The sequence below is a fragment of the Janthinobacterium sp. GW823-FHT03B06 genome, assembly GCF_058796955.1.
Genome location: NZ_JBXAJE010000004.1, coordinates 469369 through 491980, shown reverse-complemented (window position 1 = coordinate 491980; position 22612 = coordinate 469369). Strand labels below are relative to the sequence as shown.

At 61.6% G+C, this 22612-nt stretch carries 12 protein-coding genes; 7 read left to right on the top strand and 5 right to left on the bottom strand.

From position 1 onward, the window contains the following. Positions 1-23: 23 nt before the first annotated feature. On the bottom strand, positions 24-515 hold the full coding sequence (locus AC1RBA_RS16805) for a hypothetical protein (protein ID WP_492419208.1): 492 nt from the start codon (positions 513-515) through the stop codon (positions 24-26). A 492-nt stretch (positions 516-1007) separates the two neighbouring features. Here AC1RBA_RS16805 and AC1RBA_RS16800 point away from each other — a divergent pair, with 492 nt between their 5' ends. Continuing rightward, positions 1008-4007: a TonB-dependent receptor gene (locus tag AC1RBA_RS16800; RefSeq protein WP_083287270.1), complete on the top strand. Its 3000-nt coding sequence runs from the start codon at positions 1008-1010 to the stop codon at positions 4005-4007. Between the two features lie 174 nt (positions 4008-4181). On the opposite strand, the gene AC1RBA_RS16795 is transcribed toward AC1RBA_RS16800, so the two are convergent. Then, on the bottom strand, positions 4182-4907 hold the full coding sequence (locus AC1RBA_RS16795) for a 16S rRNA (uracil(1498)-N(3))-methyltransferase (RefSeq protein ID WP_070291144.1): 726 nt from the start codon (positions 4905-4907) through the stop codon (positions 4182-4184). Between the two features lie 524 nt (positions 4908-5431). Between AC1RBA_RS16795 and AC1RBA_RS16790 the strand changes: the two genes are divergently transcribed. The 3 genes from AC1RBA_RS16790 to gap all read left to right on the top strand — a co-directional run bounded on the left by AC1RBA_RS16790 (position 5432) and on the right by gap (position 11498). After that, complete coding sequence (locus AC1RBA_RS16790) at positions 5432-8170, top strand: TonB-dependent receptor (RefSeq protein ID WP_070312783.1); 2739 nt, start codon at positions 5432-5434, stop codon at positions 8168-8170. Between the two features lie 243 nt (positions 8171-8413). Then, entirely contained in the window at positions 8414-10411 is a 1998-nt protein-coding gene (tkt, locus tag AC1RBA_RS16785; protein ID WP_230506615.1) for a transketolase, read from the top strand. A 76-nt stretch (positions 10412-10487) separates the two neighbouring features. Further along, the gene (gene gap, locus AC1RBA_RS16780; RefSeq protein WP_010395244.1) at positions 10488-11498 is read left to right on the top strand and encodes a type I glyceraldehyde-3-phosphate dehydrogenase; all 1011 of its coding nucleotides are present in this window, start codon (positions 10488-10490) and stop codon (positions 11496-11498) included. A gap of 42 nt (positions 11499-11540) precedes the next feature. Here the strand turns inward: gap and AC1RBA_RS16775 are convergent, their stop codons facing one another. From AC1RBA_RS16775 to glnE, 3 genes are all read right to left on the bottom strand, one after another. Further along, a complete protein-coding gene (locus AC1RBA_RS16775) occupies positions 11541-12323 on the bottom strand; it encodes a YoaK family protein (RefSeq protein WP_070219248.1) in 783 nt (260 codons plus the stop codon). Between the two features lie 27 nt (positions 12324-12350). Continuing rightward, positions 12351-12842: a cache domain-containing protein gene (locus AC1RBA_RS16770; protein ID WP_083287269.1), complete on the bottom strand. Its 492-nt coding sequence runs from the start codon at positions 12840-12842 to the stop codon at positions 12351-12353. A 96-nt stretch (positions 12843-12938) separates the two neighbouring features. Next, the gene (gene glnE / locus AC1RBA_RS16765) at positions 12939-15695 is read right to left on the bottom strand and encodes a bifunctional [glutamate--ammonia ligase]-adenylyl-L-tyrosine phosphorylase/[glutamate--ammonia-ligase] adenylyltransferase (RefSeq protein WP_492419204.1); all 2757 of its coding nucleotides are present in this window, start codon (positions 15693-15695) and stop codon (positions 12939-12941) included. A gap of 259 nt (positions 15696-15954) precedes the next feature. Here glnE and AC1RBA_RS16760 point away from each other — a divergent pair, with 259 nt between their 5' ends. From AC1RBA_RS16760 to tldD, 3 genes are read left to right on the top strand one after another with little or no spacing between them, the layout of a single operon-like run. Then, positions 15955-20130: a YhdP family protein gene (locus tag AC1RBA_RS16760; protein ID WP_492419203.1), complete on the top strand. Its 4176-nt coding sequence runs from the start codon at positions 15955-15957 to the stop codon at positions 20128-20130. A 36-nt stretch (positions 20131-20166) separates the two neighbouring features. Next, a complete protein-coding gene (locus AC1RBA_RS16755) occupies positions 20167-20967 on the top strand; it encodes a carbon-nitrogen hydrolase family protein (protein WP_070219245.1) in 801 nt (266 codons plus the stop codon). Positions 20968-20991: 24 nt separating this feature from the next. After that, positions 20992-22452 carry a metalloprotease TldD gene (gene tldD, locus AC1RBA_RS16750; protein WP_492419201.1) on the top strand — a complete coding sequence of 487 codons (1461 nt, stop codon included), beginning with the start codon at positions 20992-20994 and terminating at the stop codon, positions 22450-22452. Positions 22453-22612 lie beyond the last annotated feature (160 nt).

The window sequence follows — 22612 nt, the reverse complement described above, 5'->3', positions numbered from 1 at the left end:
CTCCACATCGTTCACTGCTTCGTTTACCCGGACTTTTTTCGGGGGGGGAACAGGCGGCAGTGCCGTCTGTTCGCATGGTCGCCACCGTGCCGTGGCGCGATATGGCGGCGTTTCCTGGCTGCTACAAACTGGTGCAAAATCGGCGCGTTGCTGGTGCATCCGCCGCCCCTTGTTGGGGCGTGCAAATCGGGGCCAAATTTTCCCCGTAATTTGTGTTGCTTTTTTGTTGTGGCTGCTTGATTTTGTTGACGCCTTGCCATTGCGTGTGATTTGATAGTGTTTTGTTTCTTGCAGGTGCAATTCTGTATCTTTGCTTCGCACGCATTGAAGGAAATGAGCAGCGCTGACTCTTGCCGCTGTCGTGTCATCAATGGAATGCAGGATTTATTTTTGAGATGATGACGAGATATTTTTTTATATGGAACTGTCCTGAAAAAATCTGATTGATTTATTGCGGGATGGATGTGCAATATATTCGGCGTCGTCCCGTAAAATAATTTCGTCTTGCGCGTCATTTATTTTTCGGGCTTTTTATATTCATCTTTTTTTAGAAACAACTCTTCCTGCAGCATTCTGCTGCCATTGGTGCAAAGCCACTGTTTGCAGGCATTCCAAGTAAATTTGATTATCGTCCGCGAGTGTTTTCATTCAGCCTGGATGCGCTTCTGCTCGTCTATTTTTTGTATAAATTGAAGTGTTGCGCCAACAGAACAGTTTTTCTAATTTTATTGACCAGTCCGTTTCAATATGTTTCGATGTGTCATTCTGTTTATTTTGCGTATGCAAAGTGGATCGAGAGGATGCCTTGTATGAAGGGATTACAAGGTGATGAGAGTAAAAAGCGTTCAAAAACGCATAAGTGTGAGTGATAAACTCCTTTACCAAAGCAGTAATACTGCGCTCATAAATAAATAGGGAATGACATGTTGAGAAAAACTGTAATAGCACGTGCATTAACGATCGCTTTCAGCGCATCGGTATTGAGCGCTGCGATTGTTCCAACGGTAATGGCACAGTCGAATGCCACGGGCAATATCATCGGCAAGATCGCGCCGGATGCCAGCGCATCGGTGCAGATCGTCGGTGCTGACAATGGCTTCAAACGGACCATTTCGCCCGATGCAAGCGGTACTTTCCGCATCACCTCCCTGCCAGTTGGCAACTACAAGGTGACCCTGCTGAAAGGCTCTTCCGTCGTCAGCTCGCAGGATGTGGAAGTGCGCATCGGCCAGGAAAGCGAAGTGGCGCTGCAGCAGGTGCAAACCGTGAACGTGACGAGCCGCCGCCGCGCGATCGATGTCACCAGTTCCAACTCCGGTTCTTCCTTCAATTCGCGCGAACTGGCTACCCTGCCATTGGCGCCTACGGTTGCCAACATCGTGCAATTGGCTGGCGGCACCACGCGCGCCGACTCGCGCTACGGCAACAACGCCGCCAGCTTCGGCGGCTCCAGCGCGTCGGAAAATGCGGCGTACATCAACGGTTTCCCCGTCACCAACAGCCTGTATCAGGTTGGTTACTCTTCCTTGCCTTTCGGCTCGATTGCTGAAGCGCAAATCATCACCGGCGGCTACGGCGCCGAATTCGGACGTTCGACGGGTGGCGTGGTCAACATCACCACCAAGAGCGGTACGAATAACTGGGAATTCGGCGCCGGCTTTACCTACGCGCCTGATTCGCTGCGCGGCAAGGCCAAGAACATCATGTTCCCGAATACGGGCGCCAATCCCAAGACGGATGGCAAGATCTACAACTACCGCGAAGGCGACAAGCTGACCGAGAAGGTCTATAACGCCTATGTCAGCGGCCCGCTGATCAAGGACAAGCTGTTCATCTATCTGGGTGGCGAATTTACCAAGATGGACCGCGAAACGGCGCGTCTGGCATCGACCAGCCAGGTGAACAACCAGACCGGCTGGCTGGTGCAGAAATCCGATGTGCCGCGTTATATCGCCAAGATCGACTGGAATATCACCGACAACAACCGCCTCGAATACACGCACATTTCGGACGAGTCGAATGTCAACGATCAATACTACGGCTTCAACTACGACACCAAACAGCGCGGCTATGTGCAGAACGGCGGCGCCAGATTCAAGAACTATTCGGCAGGCGTGCTGTTCCTCAACGCCACCGGTGCCGCGCTGGCGGCAGCCCAGGGCTCGAACATCGACATCCTCAAGCTGACCAGCTATGTGACCGACGATCTGACCGTGCAAGCCCTGGTTGGCCAGGCGAAGACGCAACGCGAGCAAAATCCGTTCGGCTACATTCCAGGCTTGCGTCCAATCGTCGTTAGTTCTCCAGAGTTTAAGGTACCAGGCCTGAATTATTCGCCTAGCCAAGTGCAGGGTTTCAGCTCGGCCCTGCTGCGCGACGGCGCGCAAGACACCAACCGCGGTTATCGCCTGGATCTGGAATACAAACTGGCCAAGCAGCATACGATACGCGGCGGTCTTGACCACAACAAGATCAATGCCCTGAACGGTACGGAAGCGGCTGGCGGTGGTACCTGGACGTATCTGAAAACCGATCCGAACACCGTATTGTCTGGCCACAATATCTCGCCGGCAGCTGGCGGCGGTTATGGCACCCAAGGTTACTACGTGCGTGAAAACCTGCAGCGCGGCGGCTCCACCCCGACCGTCGAGCAGTCGGCGCAATACATCGAGGACCGCTATCAGGCCACCGAAAATCTGGTCGTGACCCTGGGCTTGCGCAATGAGTCGTTCAAGAACATGAACGGTATCGGCGAAACCTTCGTGGAACAGAAAAACATGCTGGCACCGCGCCTGAATGCGGCCTGGAATGTGTATGGCGACGGTTCCCTGAAAGTCTTCGGTACGGCTGGCCGCTACTTCATGCAATTGCCGGCCAACATGGCCGTACGTTTTGCCGGCGCTTCGCTGAACACCGACCGCTTCTACACCTACACGGGCGTCAACCCGACCACGGGCGCACCGCTGGGCTTGAACCCGATCAGCAATGTCGTGTCGGCTAACAATGAATTTGGCCAGGAAAAACGCGCCAATGAGCTGGCTTCGACCAACTTGAAGGCCCACTTCCAGGACGAGATCAACCTGGGCTTCGAGAAGGCGCTGACGCCTGACTTCAACGGCGGTATCAAGTTCACCTATCGCAAGCTGAAAAACACGATCGATGACTACTCGGATCCACGCGCCATTTCGGCCAAGCTGACAGGCGCTGAAAAAGAGTACTTCGACGATCATGGCTGGAACGGCGCCCTGTTCAATCCAGGCAAGGACAACACCTTCATGATCCCGGTGGGACCAAACGGTGCACAGCGCGCGGTGACGATTACGGCTGCCGATGCCGGCTTCCCGGAAAAAGCCAAGCGTACCTATACGGCGCTGGAATTCATGCTCGAACATCCGATGCGCAATGGCTGGTACGGCAAGATGAACTACACCTGGTCGCGCAGCGAAGGCAATCAGGAAGGTCAGACCAAGTCGGATAACGGCCAGGCCGACGTGGGCTTCAGCTCGGGATGGGACTTCCCTGAGACGATGATCAACGGCAGCGGCTTGTTGCCGAACAACCGTACGCACCAGTTGAAAACCTATGGCTACTATGAGTTCACGAGCCAGTTCGGCGTCGGCGGCAACTTGCTGGTGGCAACGGGCCGTCCTATGTCGCGTACTTGCAATATCCCAGCGTCCATGGATCAACAGGGCTTGGGCTTGTCGCAATACGGTTCGATCTTCTTCCTGTGCCCAACCGGCCCGAACGGCCGTGGCGCTTACGGCACGCTGCCAACGGAAATGCGCCTGGACTTGAACTTCATCTACAAGCCAGAGCAGATCAAGGGCATCGTGTTTAAAGTCGACGTGCTGAACGCAACCAACCGTCAAGTGGCGCAATCGATCGACGAGGCTTACAACACCAGCGCCGCTGGTACTGCCGTCAGCACGACCGCCGGCATGGTCAACTCCTACTCGAGCCCGCGCACCGTGCGCTTGTCGGCCCAGTACAGCCACAAGTTCTGATGTGATTCCCTCCTTGCCGGTTGACAGTCGTCAGCCGGCGGAGACGGGGATGCACGGACGGACGGATACAGCAAAGGCATCATCAGTCATGCCAGTAAAATGCCCCGCAAGCTGCAAAGCTTGCGGGGCATTTGTTTTGGCGGCACGCTCGGTGCCTGATCGTCGTACGCTGGCTTACATCCCGCCCCACAAGGCACCCAAGGTGGCCAGCGCCGTCAGGCCCGCCGTTTCCGTGCGCAGGATGCGCGGCCCCATAGCCAGGCCGATGGCGCCGGCGGCCAGGGCCGCCTTTTCTTCCGCTTCCGAAAATCCCCCTTCCGGCCCCACCATCACGGTGATCGCCTGCGGCGGCTGGTGACGCGCCCAGTCGGCCAGCGACTGCTCCGAACGCGGCGTCAGGATGATGCGTTTATGTAAATCCTGCTGGCTGCTCCAGCTATTAAAATCCTGCAATGGCGCCAGCTGCGCCAGGCGGTTGCGCCCGCATTGTTCCGATGCGGACACGATGATCGCTTGCCAATGGGCCAGTTTTTTCTCCGCCCGCTCCGCGGACAGGCGCACGACGCAGCGTTGCGCCGCCAGCGGCACGATGCCGGCCGCGCCCAGTTCGATGGCTTTTTCGATGATCCAGTCCATTTTGGACGCTTCCGGCAGCGCTTGTGCCAGGGTCACGGCGTAGGGCAGTTCCGCTTCGCGCGCCGTGTGGGACTTCAGTTCGGCGCTGGCGCGTTTTTTCTCGACGTTGCACAAGACAGCCGTGTACTCGCCGCCCTCGCCGTTGAAGACGGTGATGGCCTCGCCCGGCATAAGGCGCACCACATGGACGTGGTGGGCGACGGCGTCGGGCAGAGCGATGGTGGCGCCTATGGCGAGTGGCTGGGGACAGAAAAAACGCGGCATGCAACATCCTGGCGGAGAGAAACAATGGGAGGTGCCGCGCCGCGCGCGGGTGGGGCGCGCGCGGCAGCGACTCGAGAGTGCAATTTTAGTGCCGCTGCGCGCGGCCGGGTGAAATTCTTGCCGCTGGGCCTGCGCGGCGCATCCGGGACGGGAAATTGCGTGGAGATAACAAGCTGACTAAAACGAAATGTTGTTTTTTGATTTCATAAATCATTGCATTATTGACAGTGATACTTTTGGCGTGGTTTGATGACTATACAAGTTGTGTTGAACGACATCAATTGTTTCCAGCAATGTCGTCCGTGATGTGATTCGGTATGGCATGGGGAGACGCCGCACGTTTCAATGCCCGGGCCTATGACCCCGGGCGCGTTGCGGCCAGCTTAAATTGGTTGGACAAGCATGCCACTGTAGCGGGAGGGGCCTTGCAGTTTTTCGCAAGACCATGAGAGATTTAAGTGATTATAAAAATACAAACTAATCGCTTATCAAGTGATATCAGGGATCATGAAAAGGAATAAGTTATGATGTTTCGCGAAAAAAAGAGTGTGCAGGTGGTGAGATTGGCATTGGCCGCGTTCGCCGGCGTCGCAACGATGAGCGTGCATGCGCAGGAAGCGATCGATGCGCCGGTGCCTAAGGTGCAGCGCGTCGAAATCACCGGTTCGAGTATCAAACGCATCGAAGCCGAAGGTATTTCCCCGATCACCGTGATGACGCGCGAGTCGATTGCCCGTTCGGGCGCGACGTCGGTGCTGGATCTGATGCGCAACCTGACTTCTGCGGGCGGTAACGGCGGTGAGCTGGCGACATCGAGTTCCTTCCGAAACGGCGCCACCAGCGTCTCGCTGCGCGGTCTGCCGACCCTGATTCTGTTGAACGGCTATCGCCTGCCGGCGTCCGGTTCGGACGATTATAGCGGCCAGACCTCGGTCGATCTGAACGCCATTCCGCTGTCGGCCATCGAGCGCATCGATGTGCTCAAGGACGGCGCCTCGGCCATCTACGGCACCGATGCCGTCGGCGGCGTCATCAACTTCATCCTGCGCAAGGATTACCAGGGCTTGACCCTCGACGCCAGCACCGGTTCGACCACCTATGGCGACGGGCAAAACCATAAGGTGTCCGTGTCCGGCGGTTTCGGCGACCGTGACGCACAGAAATTCAACGTGACGTATTCGGCCTCTTACGAAAAAACCAAGGCTATCCACGGCGTCGACCGCGATTGGGCGAACAGTACCGATTTCACCGGCCACAATGGCGGCCTGTATCAGGGTGGCGTGTACGGCGCCAAGGGCCGCGATCCCGGCACCATATCGCTGGGCGGTTCGCAGCGCATGCCCGATCCGGAGTGCGACGCGGCCCACAGCAAGCCCTATCCGGATGCGCCGGAATGGGTGGCTGCGCCGAATCGCAGCTCCTGCATGTATTCCGCCGCTGAGTCGATAGACCTGGTGCGCCCGTCCACACGCTACGGCGGGGCGGTCACGGCGAACTGGGATTTGACGCCGGATGTGTCGCTGTTCGCCAATCTGTTTTACAACCACTTCGACACGCGCGTCCAAGGTTCGCCGGCCTGGATCCAAAATGCCGACCGCTCCGGCGTGCTGCGTGTGGCGGCGAACAATCCCTTCAATACCTACGGCGTGCCGGTCAATATCCGCCGCCTCTTCCCTGCCGCCGAGGGTGGTACGGGCACCAATGTTGACACCACCTGGCTGGTTGGCGGCGCCACCGGCCGCGCAGCCAACTGGGATTGGACCGTGTCTGTGGGCCACAGCCAGGAGAAGGGCGAAACGCGCGTGTACGGCTCCTTCATGCACGACAAATTGCAGAGTTACCTGGCGCAGGGCAAGTTCAACCCCTTCGGCGGCAACCATAATTCGGAGCAGATCATCAACGAACTGACGGCCGACCAGTACACCAAGACCAAGTCCTCGACGGACTTTGCCAAGGTGACCGCTTCCAGCGAATTTGGCCAACTGCCCGGCGGCAAGATCGGTGTGGCCGTAGGTGCCGAGTACAAGCGCGAGAAGCTCAGCTACGATCCGTCGCAGGCTTGGCGCGATGGCGCGATCGGCATCTATTCGACCCTGCGCGGCATCGACGGCTCTGAGTCGCTCGGCGCCGTGTTCGGCGAGTTGGCCCTGCCGCTGCTGAAAAACCTGGAAGCGCAGGCGGCCGTCCGCTATGATCGCTACCAGTTGGCTGGCGGTACCACCAACCCGAAGCTTGGCCTGCGCTGGACCGCCTTGCCGACCTTGATGTTCCGCACCAGCTACAGCACCGGTTTCCGCGCGCCGACACTGTCGCAGCGCTTTAACGAAGGCCGCGGCGGTTTCGTCGCGACCAAGGATCCGAAGCGTTGCATCGTGGGTGACGCGTATTTTGACACCGCTTGCAGCGGTTCGGCGCTGTCTCTGCTGTCCGGCACGAAGGATTTGAAGCCCGAAAAATCGAAGCAGTTCAACCTGGGCGTGGTCGCCGAACCGATCAAGAACCTGACGCTGGGTTTAACCTACTGGAATATCAAGTGGAACGATCGCGTCGAGAATCTTGACAACGAAACCGTGTTGGCGGGCGAGGATGGTCAGTACAAGGACGCCGTCACGCGCTATGCCGTCACGGCGGAAGACCAAGAGAAGTATAACGCGCTGAGCGCCGCCCAGCGCGCGACGCTGGGTCCGTTGGTAGGTCGCCTGAAGCAGCTGCAGGTTGGCCTGATCAACCGCAGCAAGGTCGTCACCGACGGTCTGGATGTCGAAGCGTCGTACACGCTGCGCACGGCCGAGATGGGGCGTTTCAAGGTGTTCGGCGAGGCGAGCTACACGCTGTCCTACAACCGCACGCTGCTGCCTGATGATCCGGCGATCAATTGCCCCAACAACACGGCTTGCGAGGCAGGTGAATACGGCTATCCTAAGCTGCTGGCCAAGCTGGGTGTCAACTGGGACCGCGGTGCTTGGGCGGCGACGACGAGCGCCAACTTCACTTCGCATTACCACGTGGACCGGACACCGTCGGCGACGATCAACCTTTACTACGACGAGTACGCGAACGGCCTGATGATCCCGAGCGCGACCCTGGTTGACGCCTCGCTGTCCTACAGCGGCTTCAAGAACCTGGTGCTGCGTGGTGGCGTCAATAACGTGTTCGACCGTGCTCCGGCATTCGATCCATCGTCGAACATCGGCTACGACACCGCCTACGGCAATCCGCGTGGCCGCTACATCTACATGTCGGCGTCGTACTCCTTCAAATAACGTGAGGGTGGACTGACGGGTGGGGCGGGCCGATTTGCGGCGCGCCCCGCAGCGGCGTACGTCGCGAAAAACCGGGCCTGGCCCGGTTTTTTTTCGCCCCTGCCGGGCGCAAGCGGCACAAGCGGCGGCGGCGGCGTTGCGCGGTTTGATTTTTCCCCTTGCTGGTCTGGTAAAATACATAGCTCTGACTGCGCCCAGCTGCGCTGCAAACGAATTTAAACTCCGCGACTGACCCACACCACCATGACAACTACGCTCCCGACTACCAAAATGGCCAATGCGATCCGCGCACTGGCAATGGACGCTGTACAAAAGGCCAATTCCGGCCATCCAGGCATGCCGATGGGCATGGCCGAGATCGCAGTTGCCCTGTGGAGTGGTCACTATCGCCACAATCCCGCGAACCCGAAATGGCAAAACCGCGACCGTTTCCTGTTGTCGAACGGCCACGGCTCGATGCTGCACTACGCGCTGCTGCACCTGACGGGCTACGACCTGTCGATGGATGACATCAAGGCCTTCCGCCAGATGCATTCGAAAACCCCGGGCCACCCGGAAGTCGATATCACGCCCGGCGTGGAAACGACCACCGGCCCGCTGGGCCAGGGCATCGCCAACGCCGTCGGCATGGCCCTGTCGGAGCAATTGCTGGCCGCTGAATTCAACAAGCCTGGCCACGACATCGTCAACCACTACACCTACGCTTTCGTCGGTGATGGCTGCCTGATGGAAGGTATTTCGCACGAAGTGTGCGCGCTGGCCGGCACCCTGGGCCTGAACAAACTGATCGCCCTGTACGATGACAACGGCATTTCCATCGACGGCAAGGTCGAAGGCTGGTTCACGGACGACACCCCGGCCCGTTTCGAAGCGTACGGCTGGAATGTCATCCGCGCCGTCGACGGTCACGATGTGGCCGCCGTCGCTGCCGCCATCGCCGCCGCCAAGACCGCATCGAAGCCAACCCTGATCTGCTGCAAGACCATCATCGGCAAGGGTTCGCCGAACCTGCAAGGCGGCGACAAGGTCCACGGCGCCGCGCTGGGCGACAAGGAAATCGCTGCCGTGCGCGAATACATCGGCTGGGATGCTGCCCCGTTCGAAATGCCGGCCGACGTGTACGCCGCGTGGGACGCCAAGAAGCAGGGCGCCCTGCTGGAAGCGGACTGGAACGAGCGCTTTGCCGCCTACAGCCGCGAATTCCCGCAGCAAGCCGCTGAACTGACCCGCCGCATGCAAGGCGAACTGCCACAGGCATTCGAAGCGGCCCTGAGCGCCGCCATCGCGTCCTGCGTCGAGAAAAAAGAAAACATCGCTACCCGCAAGGCCAGCCAGAACGCCATCCAGGCACTGGCTTCGTCGCTGCCGGAATTCCTCGGCGGCTCGGCCGACCTGACCGGTTCGAACCTGACCAACTGGAAAGAGTGCGTGGCCGTGCGTTCGGGCCAGCCTGGCAACCACATCAACTACGGCGTGCGCGAATTCGGCATGAGCGCCATCATGAACGGCATCACCCTGCACGGCGGCTACATCCCGTTCGGCGCCACGTTCCTGACGTTCTCCGACTACAGCCGCAATGCGCTGCGCATGGCTGCCCTGATGAAACTGCGTTCGATCTTCGTGTTTACCCACGATTCGATCGGCCTGGGCGAAGACGGCCCGACGCACCAATCGGTCGAGCACGTCTCGTCGATGCGTCTGATCCCGAACCTGGACAACTGGCGTCCATGCGACACCGTCGAGTCGGCTGCCGCCTGGGGCGCCGCCGTGCGCCGCAAGGACGGTCCGTCGACCCTGATCTTCTCGCGCCAGAACCTGCCGTACCAGGAACGTAGCGCCGAACAGATCGAGAACATCTTCCGCGGCGGCTATGTGCTCAACGACGTGCTTGAGCCCAAGGCGATCCTGATCGCCACCGGTTCCGAAGTGGAACTGGCCGTGGCCGCCGCCAGCGCGCTGGCCTCGGAAGGCATCAACGTGCGCGTCGTGTCGATGCCGTCGACCGACGTCTACGACCGCCAGGACGCCGCCTACAAGGCCAGCGTGCTGACGAAAGGCGTGCCGCGCGTGGCCATCGAAGCGGGCGTGACCAGCTTCTGGTACAAATACGTGGGCCTGGAAGGCGCCGTGGTCGGTATCGACACGTTCGGCGAATCGGCGCCGGCTGGCGTGCTGTTCAAGCACTTCGGCTTCACGGTCGAGAACGTCGTCGCCAAGGTGAAAGCCGTTATCGCTGGCTAATATTGATTTTTAACGGTCCTGGCGATGTTGTCGCCAGGGGCGTGCATGTACCTTCTTTTTTAATCAGGAGCAGAGTATGACGATCAAAGTTGCAATCAATGGCTACGGCCGCATCGGCCGTAATGTGTTGCGCGCTTTCTACGAAGGCGGCAAGAAACAGGATATCCAGATCGTTGCCATCAACGACCTGGGCGATGCCAAATCGAACGCCCACCTGACCCGCTACGACACTGCGCACGGCAAGTTCCCGGGCACGGTCACCGTCGAAGGCGACAACATGATCGTCAATGGCGATCCGATCCGCGTATTCGCACAGCGCAATCCTGCTGAAATTCCATGGGGCGAGCTGGGCGTGGACGTCGTGCTGGAATGCACGGGCTTCTTCACCACCAAAGAGAAGGCTTCGGCTCACTTGAAGGGCGGCGCGAAAAAAGTCATCATTTCGGCACCAGGCGGCAAGGACGTCGATGCGACCGTCGTGTTCGGCGTGAACCACTCGGTACTGAAATCGACCGACACCGTCATCTCGAACGCTTCGTGCACCACCAACTGCCTGGCACCGCTGGTCAAGCCATTGAACGACGCCATCGGCATCGAAACGGGCCTGATGACCACCGTGCACGCCTACACCAACGACCAGGTGCTGTCCGACGTGATGCATGAAGATCTGCGCCGCGCCCGTTCGGCCACCATGAGCATGATCCCGACCAAGACGGGCGCCGCCGCCGCCGTGGGCCTGGTGCTGCCTGAGCTGAATGGCAAGCTGGACGGCTTCGCCATCCGCGTGCCGACCATCAACGTGTCGCTGGTCGACCTGTCCTTCATCGCCAAGCGCGACACCACCGTGGAAGAAGTCAACGCGCTGATGAAAGCCGCGTCGGAAGGCGCCCTGGAAGGCATCCTGACCTACCAGACCGAACCGCTGGTCTCGATCGACTTCAACCACAACCCGGCTTCGTCGAACTTCGATTCGACCCTGACCAAGGTGTCGGGCCGTCTGGTGAAAGTATCGTCGTGGTACGACAATGAGTGGGGTTTCTCGAATCGCATGCTCGACACCACCGTCGCACTGATGTCGGCCAAGTAATTTTGTGACCGCATAAGAAAAAACGCCCTTCGGGGCGTTTTTTTATTCATGGCTGTGCGAATAAAAACGGCGCCGGTAGAAGCGCCACAAGACGCGCAAGTCGCGCAGCACGGGCACGCCCGATAGCAGGGTCAGCACGCCGGCGAGCAGGATGGTGGCGGCGGGAAAGCCGATGTGCTTGAAGGCCAGTGCGCCGCTGACGCCGCCGATGAAGAAGCAGCTGATCAGCAGGCTGTGTGTCCTGAGCTTGCCCCGGTTGACCTTGACCATGCGGTCCGGCAGGTGGCGCCGGTTGTAATACGCCATCTTGCCCAGTTCGATGCCGATGTCGGTGGACAGCCCCGTCACATGCGTGGTGCGGATGACGGCGCCCGAAATCTTGGTGATGATGGCGTTCTGCAAGCCCATGACAAAGCACAGCAGCAAGATGGTGACGGGGCCCAGCACGTCGGGCATGGCGGCCAGGTAATTGCCCGTCAGGCCGAACAGCAGCAACAGCGCCGCTTCCAGCAGCAGGCTGGCGGCAAACTGGCTGTGCAGCCGGCGCCGCTTGCCCCAGTTCACCATGATGGCCGTGACGGCCGCGCCGCTGACAAAGGCCAGCCAGGCGCCCAGCGCGGCCAGGGCTACCGTGACGTTGCCCAGCGCCAGGTCGTCCGCCATGCCCGAGACGATGCCCGTCATGTGCGAGGTATAGCCGCCGATGGCAAGAAAGCCGCCCGCGTTGACGGCGCCGGCCACCAGCGCCAGCACGCAGCCCAGCTGCAGATTGGCTTGCGTATCGCGCGCCGATCCGCTCAGACGGGACAGGTAATGGAGCGGCATGCGGGCGCGTTTTCCTCTTGCCGTGGCTTATTTATAGATGCCGGAACCGACGATCATATTGTCGACCCGTTCGATGTAGCCGGATTTTTGTTCGACCACCTTGGTCAGCGGATTGGGCCACTTGAAGTCCACCCAGCCGCGTCCGGCCGGCGTGCTGGCCGTGGCGATCAGCGACTTGATGACGGCCTTGCCTTCATTGTCCTTCAGGTCGATCAGGTTCTTGCCGACCATCTTGGGATTGTTGCCGTGCGCCAGGGTGACGCCATTCATGTCGTACACATAAATGTACAGGTCGCGGTCATGGAAGCTGGTGTTGGCGGGATCGGCAATGGCGGCAAAGGCCTTTTCCTTGCCGTCGGCCTTGATCATGGCCACGGCGCGCTTGGTCATGGCGATGGCTTCATCCGCGCTGCCTCTGGGGGCGGCCCATGCCGTTGCCGGCATGGCGCAGAGGATGAAACTGGCAACGAGGGCGTGGATGCCCGTTTTTACACTTGCCGTTTTTACACTTGTCTTCATACGCTGTCTCCTGGTATGGGCAACCCCGGCGCGGCCTGTTGTACGGCACCACTGGGAAGTGGAGTTGCCTGTACGTATCATACGCCGGCGCCGGGCTTATGCAATCGTTGCGGGAAAGATCGTGTGCCACAGGCGCATCACGTTGTCCGCATGCACGCGCACCCGCTCCGGTTCCACCCGGGCCAGGTCCTGCCCTTGCAGGCGCAGCTGATGCTGCAGCTTGCGCAGCGTGCGGTAGGCGTCGGCAACCGAAGCGGCCAGGCTGGCGTCGATCAGGCCCAGCTCGCCGCACAGGCGCAGCAGGGCGATATTGCCCGAGTTGGCCGTCAGCTGCGGATACTGCGCCGCATGCTGCAGCACCAGGTATTGCACCATGAACTCGATGTCGATCATGCCGCCCGGATCCTGTTTCAGATCAAAGCTGCCGGGACGGGGCGGATGCGCATCGAGCATCTTCTTGCGCATGGCCACCACTTCGCCCTTGAGCGGACCGTTTTCCGGACGTTCCTTGCGCAGGATCGTGTCGCGGATGCGCTCGAAATGCTTGCCGATGCTGACGTCGCCCGCGCAAAAGCGCGCGCGCGTGAGCGCCTGGTGTTCCCACACCCAGGCCGCGCTGCTCTGGTAGCGCTCGAACGCCTGCACGCTGGACACCAGCATGCCCGAGGCGCCGTCGGGGCGCAGGGCGATGTCGATGTCGAACAGGATGCCGGCCGAAGTGTGCGAGGTCATCCAGGTGATGAAACGCTGCGCCAGCTTGGCGTACAGGCCGGGCGCTTCCTGGTCGTCGTCGTCGAACAGGAAGATGACGTCAAGGTCGGAGACATAGCCCAGTTCCTTGCCGCCCAGCTTGCCATACGCGATGACGGCGAATTTCGGCACCTCGCGGTGGCGCGCAGGTAACGTTTGCCACACGGCTTGCACGGTGGCGGCGACGATGATGTCGGCCAGCTGCGACAGGTAATCGGCCAGCTTTTCCACGCTCAGGTCGCCCGCCAGGTCTTGCGCCAGGCACTGGAACAGCTGCGCGTGGTGCATTTCGCGCAGGATATCCATCTGCCGCTCCGTGTCGCCGGGGGCGTCGTCGAGCTGGCGCTGCAGGTCCAGCGCCAGCGCGGCCGGATCGGGCACCGTGTTGCGGATGCGTTCATCGAGCAGCTCGTCGAGCAGGATCGGGTGCTGCGTGAGGAAGGTGGCGGCCCAGCCGCTGGCGCACACCATGCGCACCACGCGCTCGAGCGTGTGCGGGTACTCTGTCAGCAATGACAGATAGGCCGAGCGGCGCGCAATGGCTTCCAGGAAATCGAGCAGCCGGCCTAGGGTGGCCAGCTGGCTGGCATTGCCGTTGGACACGGAGCAATCGGTGATCAGGGGCAGGGCGGAATTGACGAGGGCCACCAGACGCGTGCGGCTCGCTTCGGGCAGGGATTGCAGCCGGGGCGCCTGCCACGTGGCCAGCAAACGGCGCGCGCAAGCTGCCGGTTCATGGAAGCCCATGGCGGCGAAGCGCGCTTCGATGGCTTCCTGCTGGTCGGACGCGGCGCAGTCGTTCGACGTCTGCGGGTCGATGCCCGTGTCGGCCGGCGGCGTGCCGCTGCTCTTGTCGCTGAACATTTCGTCGAACTGGCCGGCGACAAACACGCGGTGCGCTTCCAGCTGGGCCAGCAGGGTAGCGACGTCGGGCAGGCCCATCATCTGCGCCACCACCAGGCGGTCGGCGTCATTCGCGGGCAGGGTGTGTGTCTGTGCATCGTCAAGATACTGCAGCCGGTGTTCGAGGTTGCGCAGGAAAGTGTAGGAACCAAGCAACTGTTCCACGATGGCCGGTTCCAGCAAGCCCTTGTCCGCCACCGTGCGCAGGGTGGCGCGCGTGGAGCGCTCGCGCAGCTCGGCGTCGCGCCCACCGCGTATCAATTGGAATACTTGCGCGAGGAATTCGATTTCGCGGATACCGCCACGGCCCAGCTTGACGTTGTTGCTGCGGTCCGGATGCAGCCGTTCCTGGCGGTTGACCTCGGCGCGGATCTGGCCGTGCATGGTGCGGATGGCGTCGATGACGCCGAAATCGAGGTAGCGGCGGAAGACGAAGGGCCGCACGATGGCGTCGAGCGCGGCGATGTCCTCGGGCTTGCCCGTCACGGCGCGCGCCTTGACCCAGGCATAGCGTTCCCATTCGCGGCCCTGCACGATCAGGTATTGCTCCACCATGCCCAGGCTGGCGGCCAGCGGACCCGAGTTGCCGTTCGGACGCAAGGCCATGTCCACGCGGAAAGTAAATCCGTCCTGTGTGATCTCGGCCAGGGCGGCGATCAGTTTCTTGCCCATGCGAATGAAAAACTCGTGGTTGGACAGGCTGCGCTGGCCCGGCAAGGTCGCTTGCGTGTCGCCATCTTCCGGATACACAAAGATCAGGTCGATATCCGACGAGACGTTGAGCTCGCCGCCGCCCTGCTTGCCCATCGCCAGCACCATCAAAGCCTGTTCCTCGCCCGACTCCTCGCCGACAGGCATGCCGTGCAGGGCTACCATTTCGTCCATGATGGCGTCCACATGCGTGCGGATGGCGAAATCGGCAAAGCCCGTCATGGCCGTGACGACTTCATGCAAGTCGGCCTGACCGCCAAGATCGCGCGCGATCAGACCGCAGACGAGCAGATTGCGCAGGCGGCGCATGGCCCGCTCGGGCGGCAGCGGCGGCATGGCGGCGTTCGATTGCTCGGCCAGCGCGGCGGCAAAGTCAAGCCCGTCCAGCGGCGCGCGCACCAGTTGCGCTACCTGCGCGGCGCGCTCGGGGGCGGCGTCCAGCCAGCGCTGGTAGAAACGGGAGGCGGAGATCAAAGGCTGTGTGCTCATGGTATCGGTAAGGGTCTCGTGGATGCTGCGTGCATGTTCTTGTTTAACTTGGCGGCGAACGGCGGGGGATGCGGTAAAATTGTGCCGCCGGCCCAATACCGCCGGTAGTGCGTGCTCTTCCGAACGATGGTAAGGGAGGCTTTGCTCAGACGCAAGCGCAAGGATGCAGGCGCGCACCACGAATGCAGACGATTTTTGCCATTATTTGACGCCGGGCCAGTTTATTAGCTTATTGATGCAAAAACCGCCAGAAGCAAGCGTGACAGAGCATGTGCCCTTGGCCCTGCGCTGGCAGCGGCTGCGTGCCGCCTATCGCCTGGCCAACCTGGCCACCCACCATGTGCTGGGTTTTACCATCAAACTGGTGCTGCTCGCGTATTTCGCCTTCGCCGTGCTGTTTTTATTCCTGCGCTACGCGATCCTGCCGAATATCGATTATTACAAAGGCGATATCGAGCGGGCAGCCAGCCGCGCGCTGGGCAACCCTGTCAGCATCGCGCGTATTTATGCCTCCTGGCATGGCGTGCGGCCCAATCTCTTCTTCGGCGACGTGACCCTGCGCGACCAGGCGGGCCGCCAGGCGCTCAGCCTGCCGAGCATATCGGCTACCGTGTCGTGGTGGAGCGTGCTCGGTTCCGTGCGCTTCACCACCCTGGAAATCACGCGGCCCGACGTGGACGTACGGCGCAGCAAGGATGGCAAGCTGTATGTGGCCGGGGTGTTGATCGACAGCACGCAAGGCAGCGATGGCAAGGGCGCCGACTGGCTGCTGTCGCAGCATGACATCATCATTCGCGACGGCAAGGTGCGCTGGACGGACGAAGCGCGCGGCACGCCGGAGCTGGCTTTGTCGCAGGTCAATCTGCTGCTGCGCAACCGCTGGCGCAGCCACAGGCTGGGCTTGCAGGCCACGCCGCCCGCCAGCCTGGCCGCGCCCATCGATGTGCGCGCTCACTTCACGCATCCGCCTTTCAGCACGCGCATCTCCGATGTATCGATGTGGAAGGGCGAGCTGTACGCGGACCTGAAAAACGCCGACCTGGCCGCCTGGCGCCGCTACCTCGACTATCCATTCGAACTGAGCCAGGGCAAGGGCGCGCTGCGCGCCTGGTTGAGCCTGGATCACGCGCGCCTGGCCGGCTTCACGGCCGATGTGGGCTTGACGGATGTGCAGGCGCAGCTGGGCGAGCATATCGCGCCGCTCGACCTGCTGTCGGTCAGCGGACGCATTTCGGCCAAAGAAGAGCTGTCGGCGCAGGTGCCCGACGGCAAGCCCACCTTTGGCGCGAATGGCCATCAGGTGGAATTGACGAATTTCGCGGTGGAAACCCGCGATGGCCTCAGCCTGCCGCCCACGACCTTGTCCGAGCGTTTCATCGCTGCCACGAAGCGCAAGCCGGCGCGCACGGAAATCACGGCCAAGTCGCTCGATTTGCAAACCCTGGCCGCACTGGCCGACAAGCTGCCGCTGGGCGAGCAGCAGCGCCAGCGCCTCGACGCCCTGGCGCCGCGCGGGCGGCTGCAGGATTTTTCAGCGCAATGGGAAGGAGAGATGGGCACCCCCGCCAGCTACCGTCTGCGCGGCAAGCTCATCGATCTGGGCCTGAATGCGCAGCCGGCGCGCCTGGCCGTGGCGAAGACGGCGACCAGCCCCGCGCAGGCCGCCGCACCGGCTATTCCCGGTTTCGAACATTTGACTGGCAGTATCGACGCCAGCGACAAGGGCGGCAAGGTCGATATCGATGCACGGGGATTGGTATTGCAATTGGCCTCCTATTTGAGTGAGCCGGCCTTGCCGTTCGAACAGTTCGAAATGGAGGCGCGCTGGGCTTTCCAAGCAGACAATATGCTACAAGTCGACCTGGACAGGCTTGATCTTAATCAACAAGGCATGCGAGTCGCCCTGCATGGTTCGCATCGGATGCCGCTCGACGGCAAGAACCTGGGCCAGGTCGACTTGGCGGGCACCATCGATAATTTCGAGATCAACACCATCGGCCGCTACCTGCCGCTGCAAACGCCCGAGCACCTGCGCCACTGGCTGACGGGGGCGCTGGAAGGCGGCATGGCGCACGATGTCAGTCTGCGCCTGCGCGGCGAACTCGAGCATTTTCCCTTCAAGGCCGATACACCCGCCCAGCGGAATGCCGCCCAGCGCAATCGCGGCGACTTCCGTATTGCCGGCAAGATCGAGAATGGCAAGCTGAACTATGCGCCCGGCGAATTTGCCGAAAGCGGCCCGCTGGCGGGCAAGGCGCCCCTGTGGCCGCAGGCGGAAAAGATCAAGGGCAGTTTTGTGTTCGAGCGGGCGCGCATGGAAATTCGCGGCGACACGGCCACCACGGGCGGCGTGGCCTTGACGAATGTCAAAGCCGTGATCCCCGACCTGACCGTCTTCGACACCTTGCTTGACATTGAAGGCAATGCGGCTGGACCGATGCAGGAATTCCTCAAGTACGTGACGGCCAGCCCCGTGCTGGGCTGGATCGAGCATTTCACGGACGAAACGACGGCGACGGGCAACGCCAGGCTGGCCCTCAAACTGCACTTGCCGATCGAGCGCATGCTCGAGTCGACCGTGCAGGGCAGCTTGCAGCTGGCGGGCAACGACGTGGTGCTGTTCCACGACATGCCGCCCGTGCTGGGCACGCAGGGCAAGATCGAGTTCAACGAAAAGGGCGTCAACCTCAATGGCTTGAATGGCAGCCTGCTGGGCGGGCCGCTGGCCATCTCGGGCGGCACGCAGGCGGACAGTTCGATTCAAGTGAAAATCGCCGGCAACATGACCATCGACGGCTTGCGCAAGACCTATCCGGCGCCCGTGCTGCAGCGCCTGGCGAAACATTTGAATGGCGGCGCGCGCTACAACGGCTTGATTACGGCGCGCGACCACCAGGTGGTGGTCAATGTCGAGTCGCCGCTGACGGGCCTGGGCCTGGATTTCCCCGCTCCCCTGAAAAAGCCGGCCGGCGACAGCCTGCCCGTGAAATTCACCCTGACGGGCAATGCGGCCAACGGCGCGGGCCTGCGCACGGATGATATCCGCATCGCGCTCGGCTCCGGCATCGCTGCCCGCTACCAGCGCCAGAAGCAGGGCAAGGACGCCTGGCGCCTGGTGCGTGGCGGCATCGGCGTGAACGTGCCGGCGCCCGAGCCCGATAGCGGCATGATGCTTAACGTCAACATGAAAACCCTGGACGTGGACAGCTGGATCGCCGTCGGCAGCGAGATCGCCGGCAGCGCCCCGGCGTCCGGCGACAGCGGCGCCGCCGACGATGCGCCCGATATCGCGCAATATGTGGTGCCGGACATGATGGCGGCCCGTGCCAGCGAACTGATGCTGGGCGAGCGCAAGCTGGAAAACGTCGTGGTCGGCGCCACGCATCAAAAGGATGTGTGGCAAGCCAATATCGACGCAAAACAAGTGTCGGGCTATGTGACGTGGCTGGAAACGCCGTCCGGTCTGGGCAAGATGACGGCGCGCCTGTCGTCGCTGATCATTCCGGAGTCGGCTGCCAACGACGTCAAGAATTTGCTGGAAGGAAAGAGTGGCGCCCAGTCGATCCCCTCGCTCGATATCGTTGCCGAGCAATTTGAACTGTTCAACAAGAAGATCGGCCGGCTGGAGTTGCAGGCCTATAACACGATGGCGGCGGGCGGGCGCGAGTGGCGCGTGGGTAAGCTGCAACTGTCGAACCCCGATGGCGCGCTGAGCGGCAGTGGAAAATGGGTCATCAAGGACGGACAAAGCACGACCAGCCTGCGTTTCGGCCTCGATATCGTCGATGCGGGCAAGCTGCTCGACCGCTTCGGCTTTGCCGACACGGTGCGCCGCGGCAAGGGCCGTCTGAGCGGCGATATCGCCTGGAATGGCTTGCCGTATTCGCTAGACATTCCCACCTTGTCGGGACAGATCGAGATGAAGGTGGAATCGGGCCAGTTCCTCAAACAGGACCCGGGCGCGGCCAAGCTGCTGGGCGTACTCAGCCTGCAAGCCTTGCCCCGCCTGCTGAAACTCGATTTCCACGACGTGTTTTCCGAAGGCCTGGCCTTCGACGGCATCACGGCCAACGCCAGCATCAAGCGCGGCGTGGTGACCACCGACAATCTCAAGATGCATGGCGTGGCGGCCACCGTGCTGATGGATGGCACGGCCGATATCGCCAATGAAACGACGAATTTGCACGTGGTGGTGATCCCCGAATTTAACCTGGGAACGGGACCGCTCGTGTACGCGCTGGCCGTCAATCCCGTCATCGGCCTGGGCAGTTTCCTGGCGCAATTGTTCCTGCGCGCGCCCGTGATGAAGGCACTCACCTACCATATGCAGATCGCCGGCCCGTGGAAATCGCCCGTCGTGACCAAGCTCGATGGTGGTAAATTGGAACCTGTCGCCATGCCCGCAGCGGCGGCGAACGATGCCGTGGCGAAATAAGTGCCATTCGGCAAGGTCGAATGTACAAGAGGTGAAATGATGCATACAGTTGCAGCAGTACAAATGATTTCTTCGCCTTCCGTGGAAGACAACCTGGCTACGGCGCGGCGCCTGGTGGCGCAGGCCGCCGCCGGTGGCGCGCAACTGGTGGTGCTGCCCGAATACTGGGCCATCATGGGCAAGCAGGAAACGGACAAGCTGGCCCATGCGGAACAGCCAGGCCACGGCCCCATCCAGGATGGCATGGCGCAGATGGCGCGCCAGCACGGCATCTGGCTGATCGGCGGCACCTTGCCCCTGATTTCCGGCGAGGAGGGCAAGGTTTTGAACACCACGCTGGTGTACGACCCGCAAGGCGAGCCGGCCGGCCGCTACGACAAGATCCACCTGTTCGGTTTTACGCGCGGCACCGAGTCGTACAATGAATCGCGCACCATCGTGCCGGGCGCGCAGGTGCGCGCTATCGAGACGCCGTTCGGCCGCGTCGGCCTGTCCATCTGCTATGACCTGCGCTTTCCCGAACTGTACCGCGCCATGGGCGATTGCGCGCTGATCGTCGTGCCGGCCGCGTTTACCCATACGACGGGCAGCGCCCACTGGGAAGTGCTGCTGCGCGCGCGCGCCATCGAAAACCAGTGCTATGTGCTGGCCTCGGCGCAGGGTGGCCTGCATCCGAACGGCCGCCGCACCTGGGGCCACAGCATGCTGATCGACCCGTGGGGCGAAGTGATCGCCGTGCTGCCGGAAGGCGAGGGCGTGGTCAGCGGCGAGATCGACCTGGTGTTTTTGGCCGGCGTGCGCGAGTCCCTGCCCGCGCTAACCCATCGGACGATGTAAATTGAATGTTGAGAAAAGATAGCCATGATTCCATTTGACCCCAATCTGTCCAGCCTGGCCGTGGCGCGCGATATCCTGCTCACGCCCTTCGGCCTGGACGAAGACAAGCTGCTCAAAGCCCTGGGCACGATGTTTACGCACAAGGTCGACTATGCCGACCTGTATTTCCAGTCGACCAAGAGCGAAGGCTGGAGCCTGGAAGAGGGCATCGTCAAGACGGGCAGCTTTTCCATCGACCAGGGCGTGGGCGTACGTGCCGTGTCCGGCGACAAGACGGCGTTTGCGTACTCCGATGACATTTCCGAGCGGGCCCTGCTGGAAGCGGCAGCGGCCACGCGCACGATTGCGCGCGCGGGCGCCGGCAAAATCAAGATCGCGGGCCGGATGCAGCCGCAGGGCGGACGCTCGCTGTACCTGCCCAACGATCCGCTCGCCTCGCTCGATGCTACGGCCAAGGTGCAGCTGCTCGAGCGCGTGGAAAAGATGGCGCGGGCGAAAGACCCCCGGGTGGTGCAAGTGATGGCGGGCCTGGCCGGCGAGTACGACGTGGTGCTGGTGCTGCGCAGCGACGGCGTGCTGGCGGCCGACATCCGCCCGCTGGTGCGCGTGTCGCTGACTGTGATCGCGGAACAGAACGGCCGCCGCGAAACGGGCTCGGCCGGCGGCGGCGGGCGCTTCAGCTACGACTATTTCAGCGATGCCGTGCTGGAGCAATATGCCAGCGATGCCGTCAATTCGGCGCTGGTGAACCTGGAAGCGCGCCCCGCGCCCGCCGGGCCCATGACCATCGTGCTGGGACCGGGCTGGCCCGGCATCTTGCTGCACGAAGCGATCGGCCACGGCCTGGAAGGCGATTTCAACCGCAAGGGTTCGTCCGCGTTTTCGGGACGCATCGGCGAGCGTGTGGCGGCCAAGGGCGTCACCGTGGTCGATGACGGCACCCTGGCCGGCCGGCGCGGTTCACTCAATATCGACGACGAGGGCAATCCCACGCAGTGCACGACCCTGATCGAAGACGGCATCCTGAAGGGTTACATCCAGGACACGATGAACGCGCGCCTGATGAAGATGCCCGTGACGGGCAACGCGCGCCGCGAATCGTTCGCCCACCTGCCCATGCCGCGCATGACGAATACGTATATGCTGGGTGGCGACAAGGACCCGGGCGAGATCCTCGCTTCCGTGAAAAACGGCTTGTATGCCGTCAACTTCGGCGGTGGCCAGGTCGACATCACGAATGGCAAGTTCGTCTTCTCGGCCAGCGAAGCGTACATGATCGAAAACGGCAAGCTCAGCTATCCGGTGAAGGGCGCCACCCTGATCGGCAACGGCCCGGACGTGCTCAACCGCGTCTCCATGATCGGCAACGACATGCGCCTCGACTCGGGCGTGGGCGTGTGCGGCAAGGAAGGGCAAAGCGTGCCCGTGGGCGTGGGGCAGCCGACCTTGCGCCTCGACGGCATCACGGTCGGCGGCACGGCCTGATTTTTCTGGACACTGCGCGGCCAACACGGTTGTCGGATTACGCCCTCCGGGCTAATCCGGCCTACTTTTCCGAGATGGCGCTCGCGTAGCTCGGGTTAGCGCAAGGCGCGTAACCCGACACCATTGCCGGCCGCGTCAACACGGTTGTCGGATGACGCGT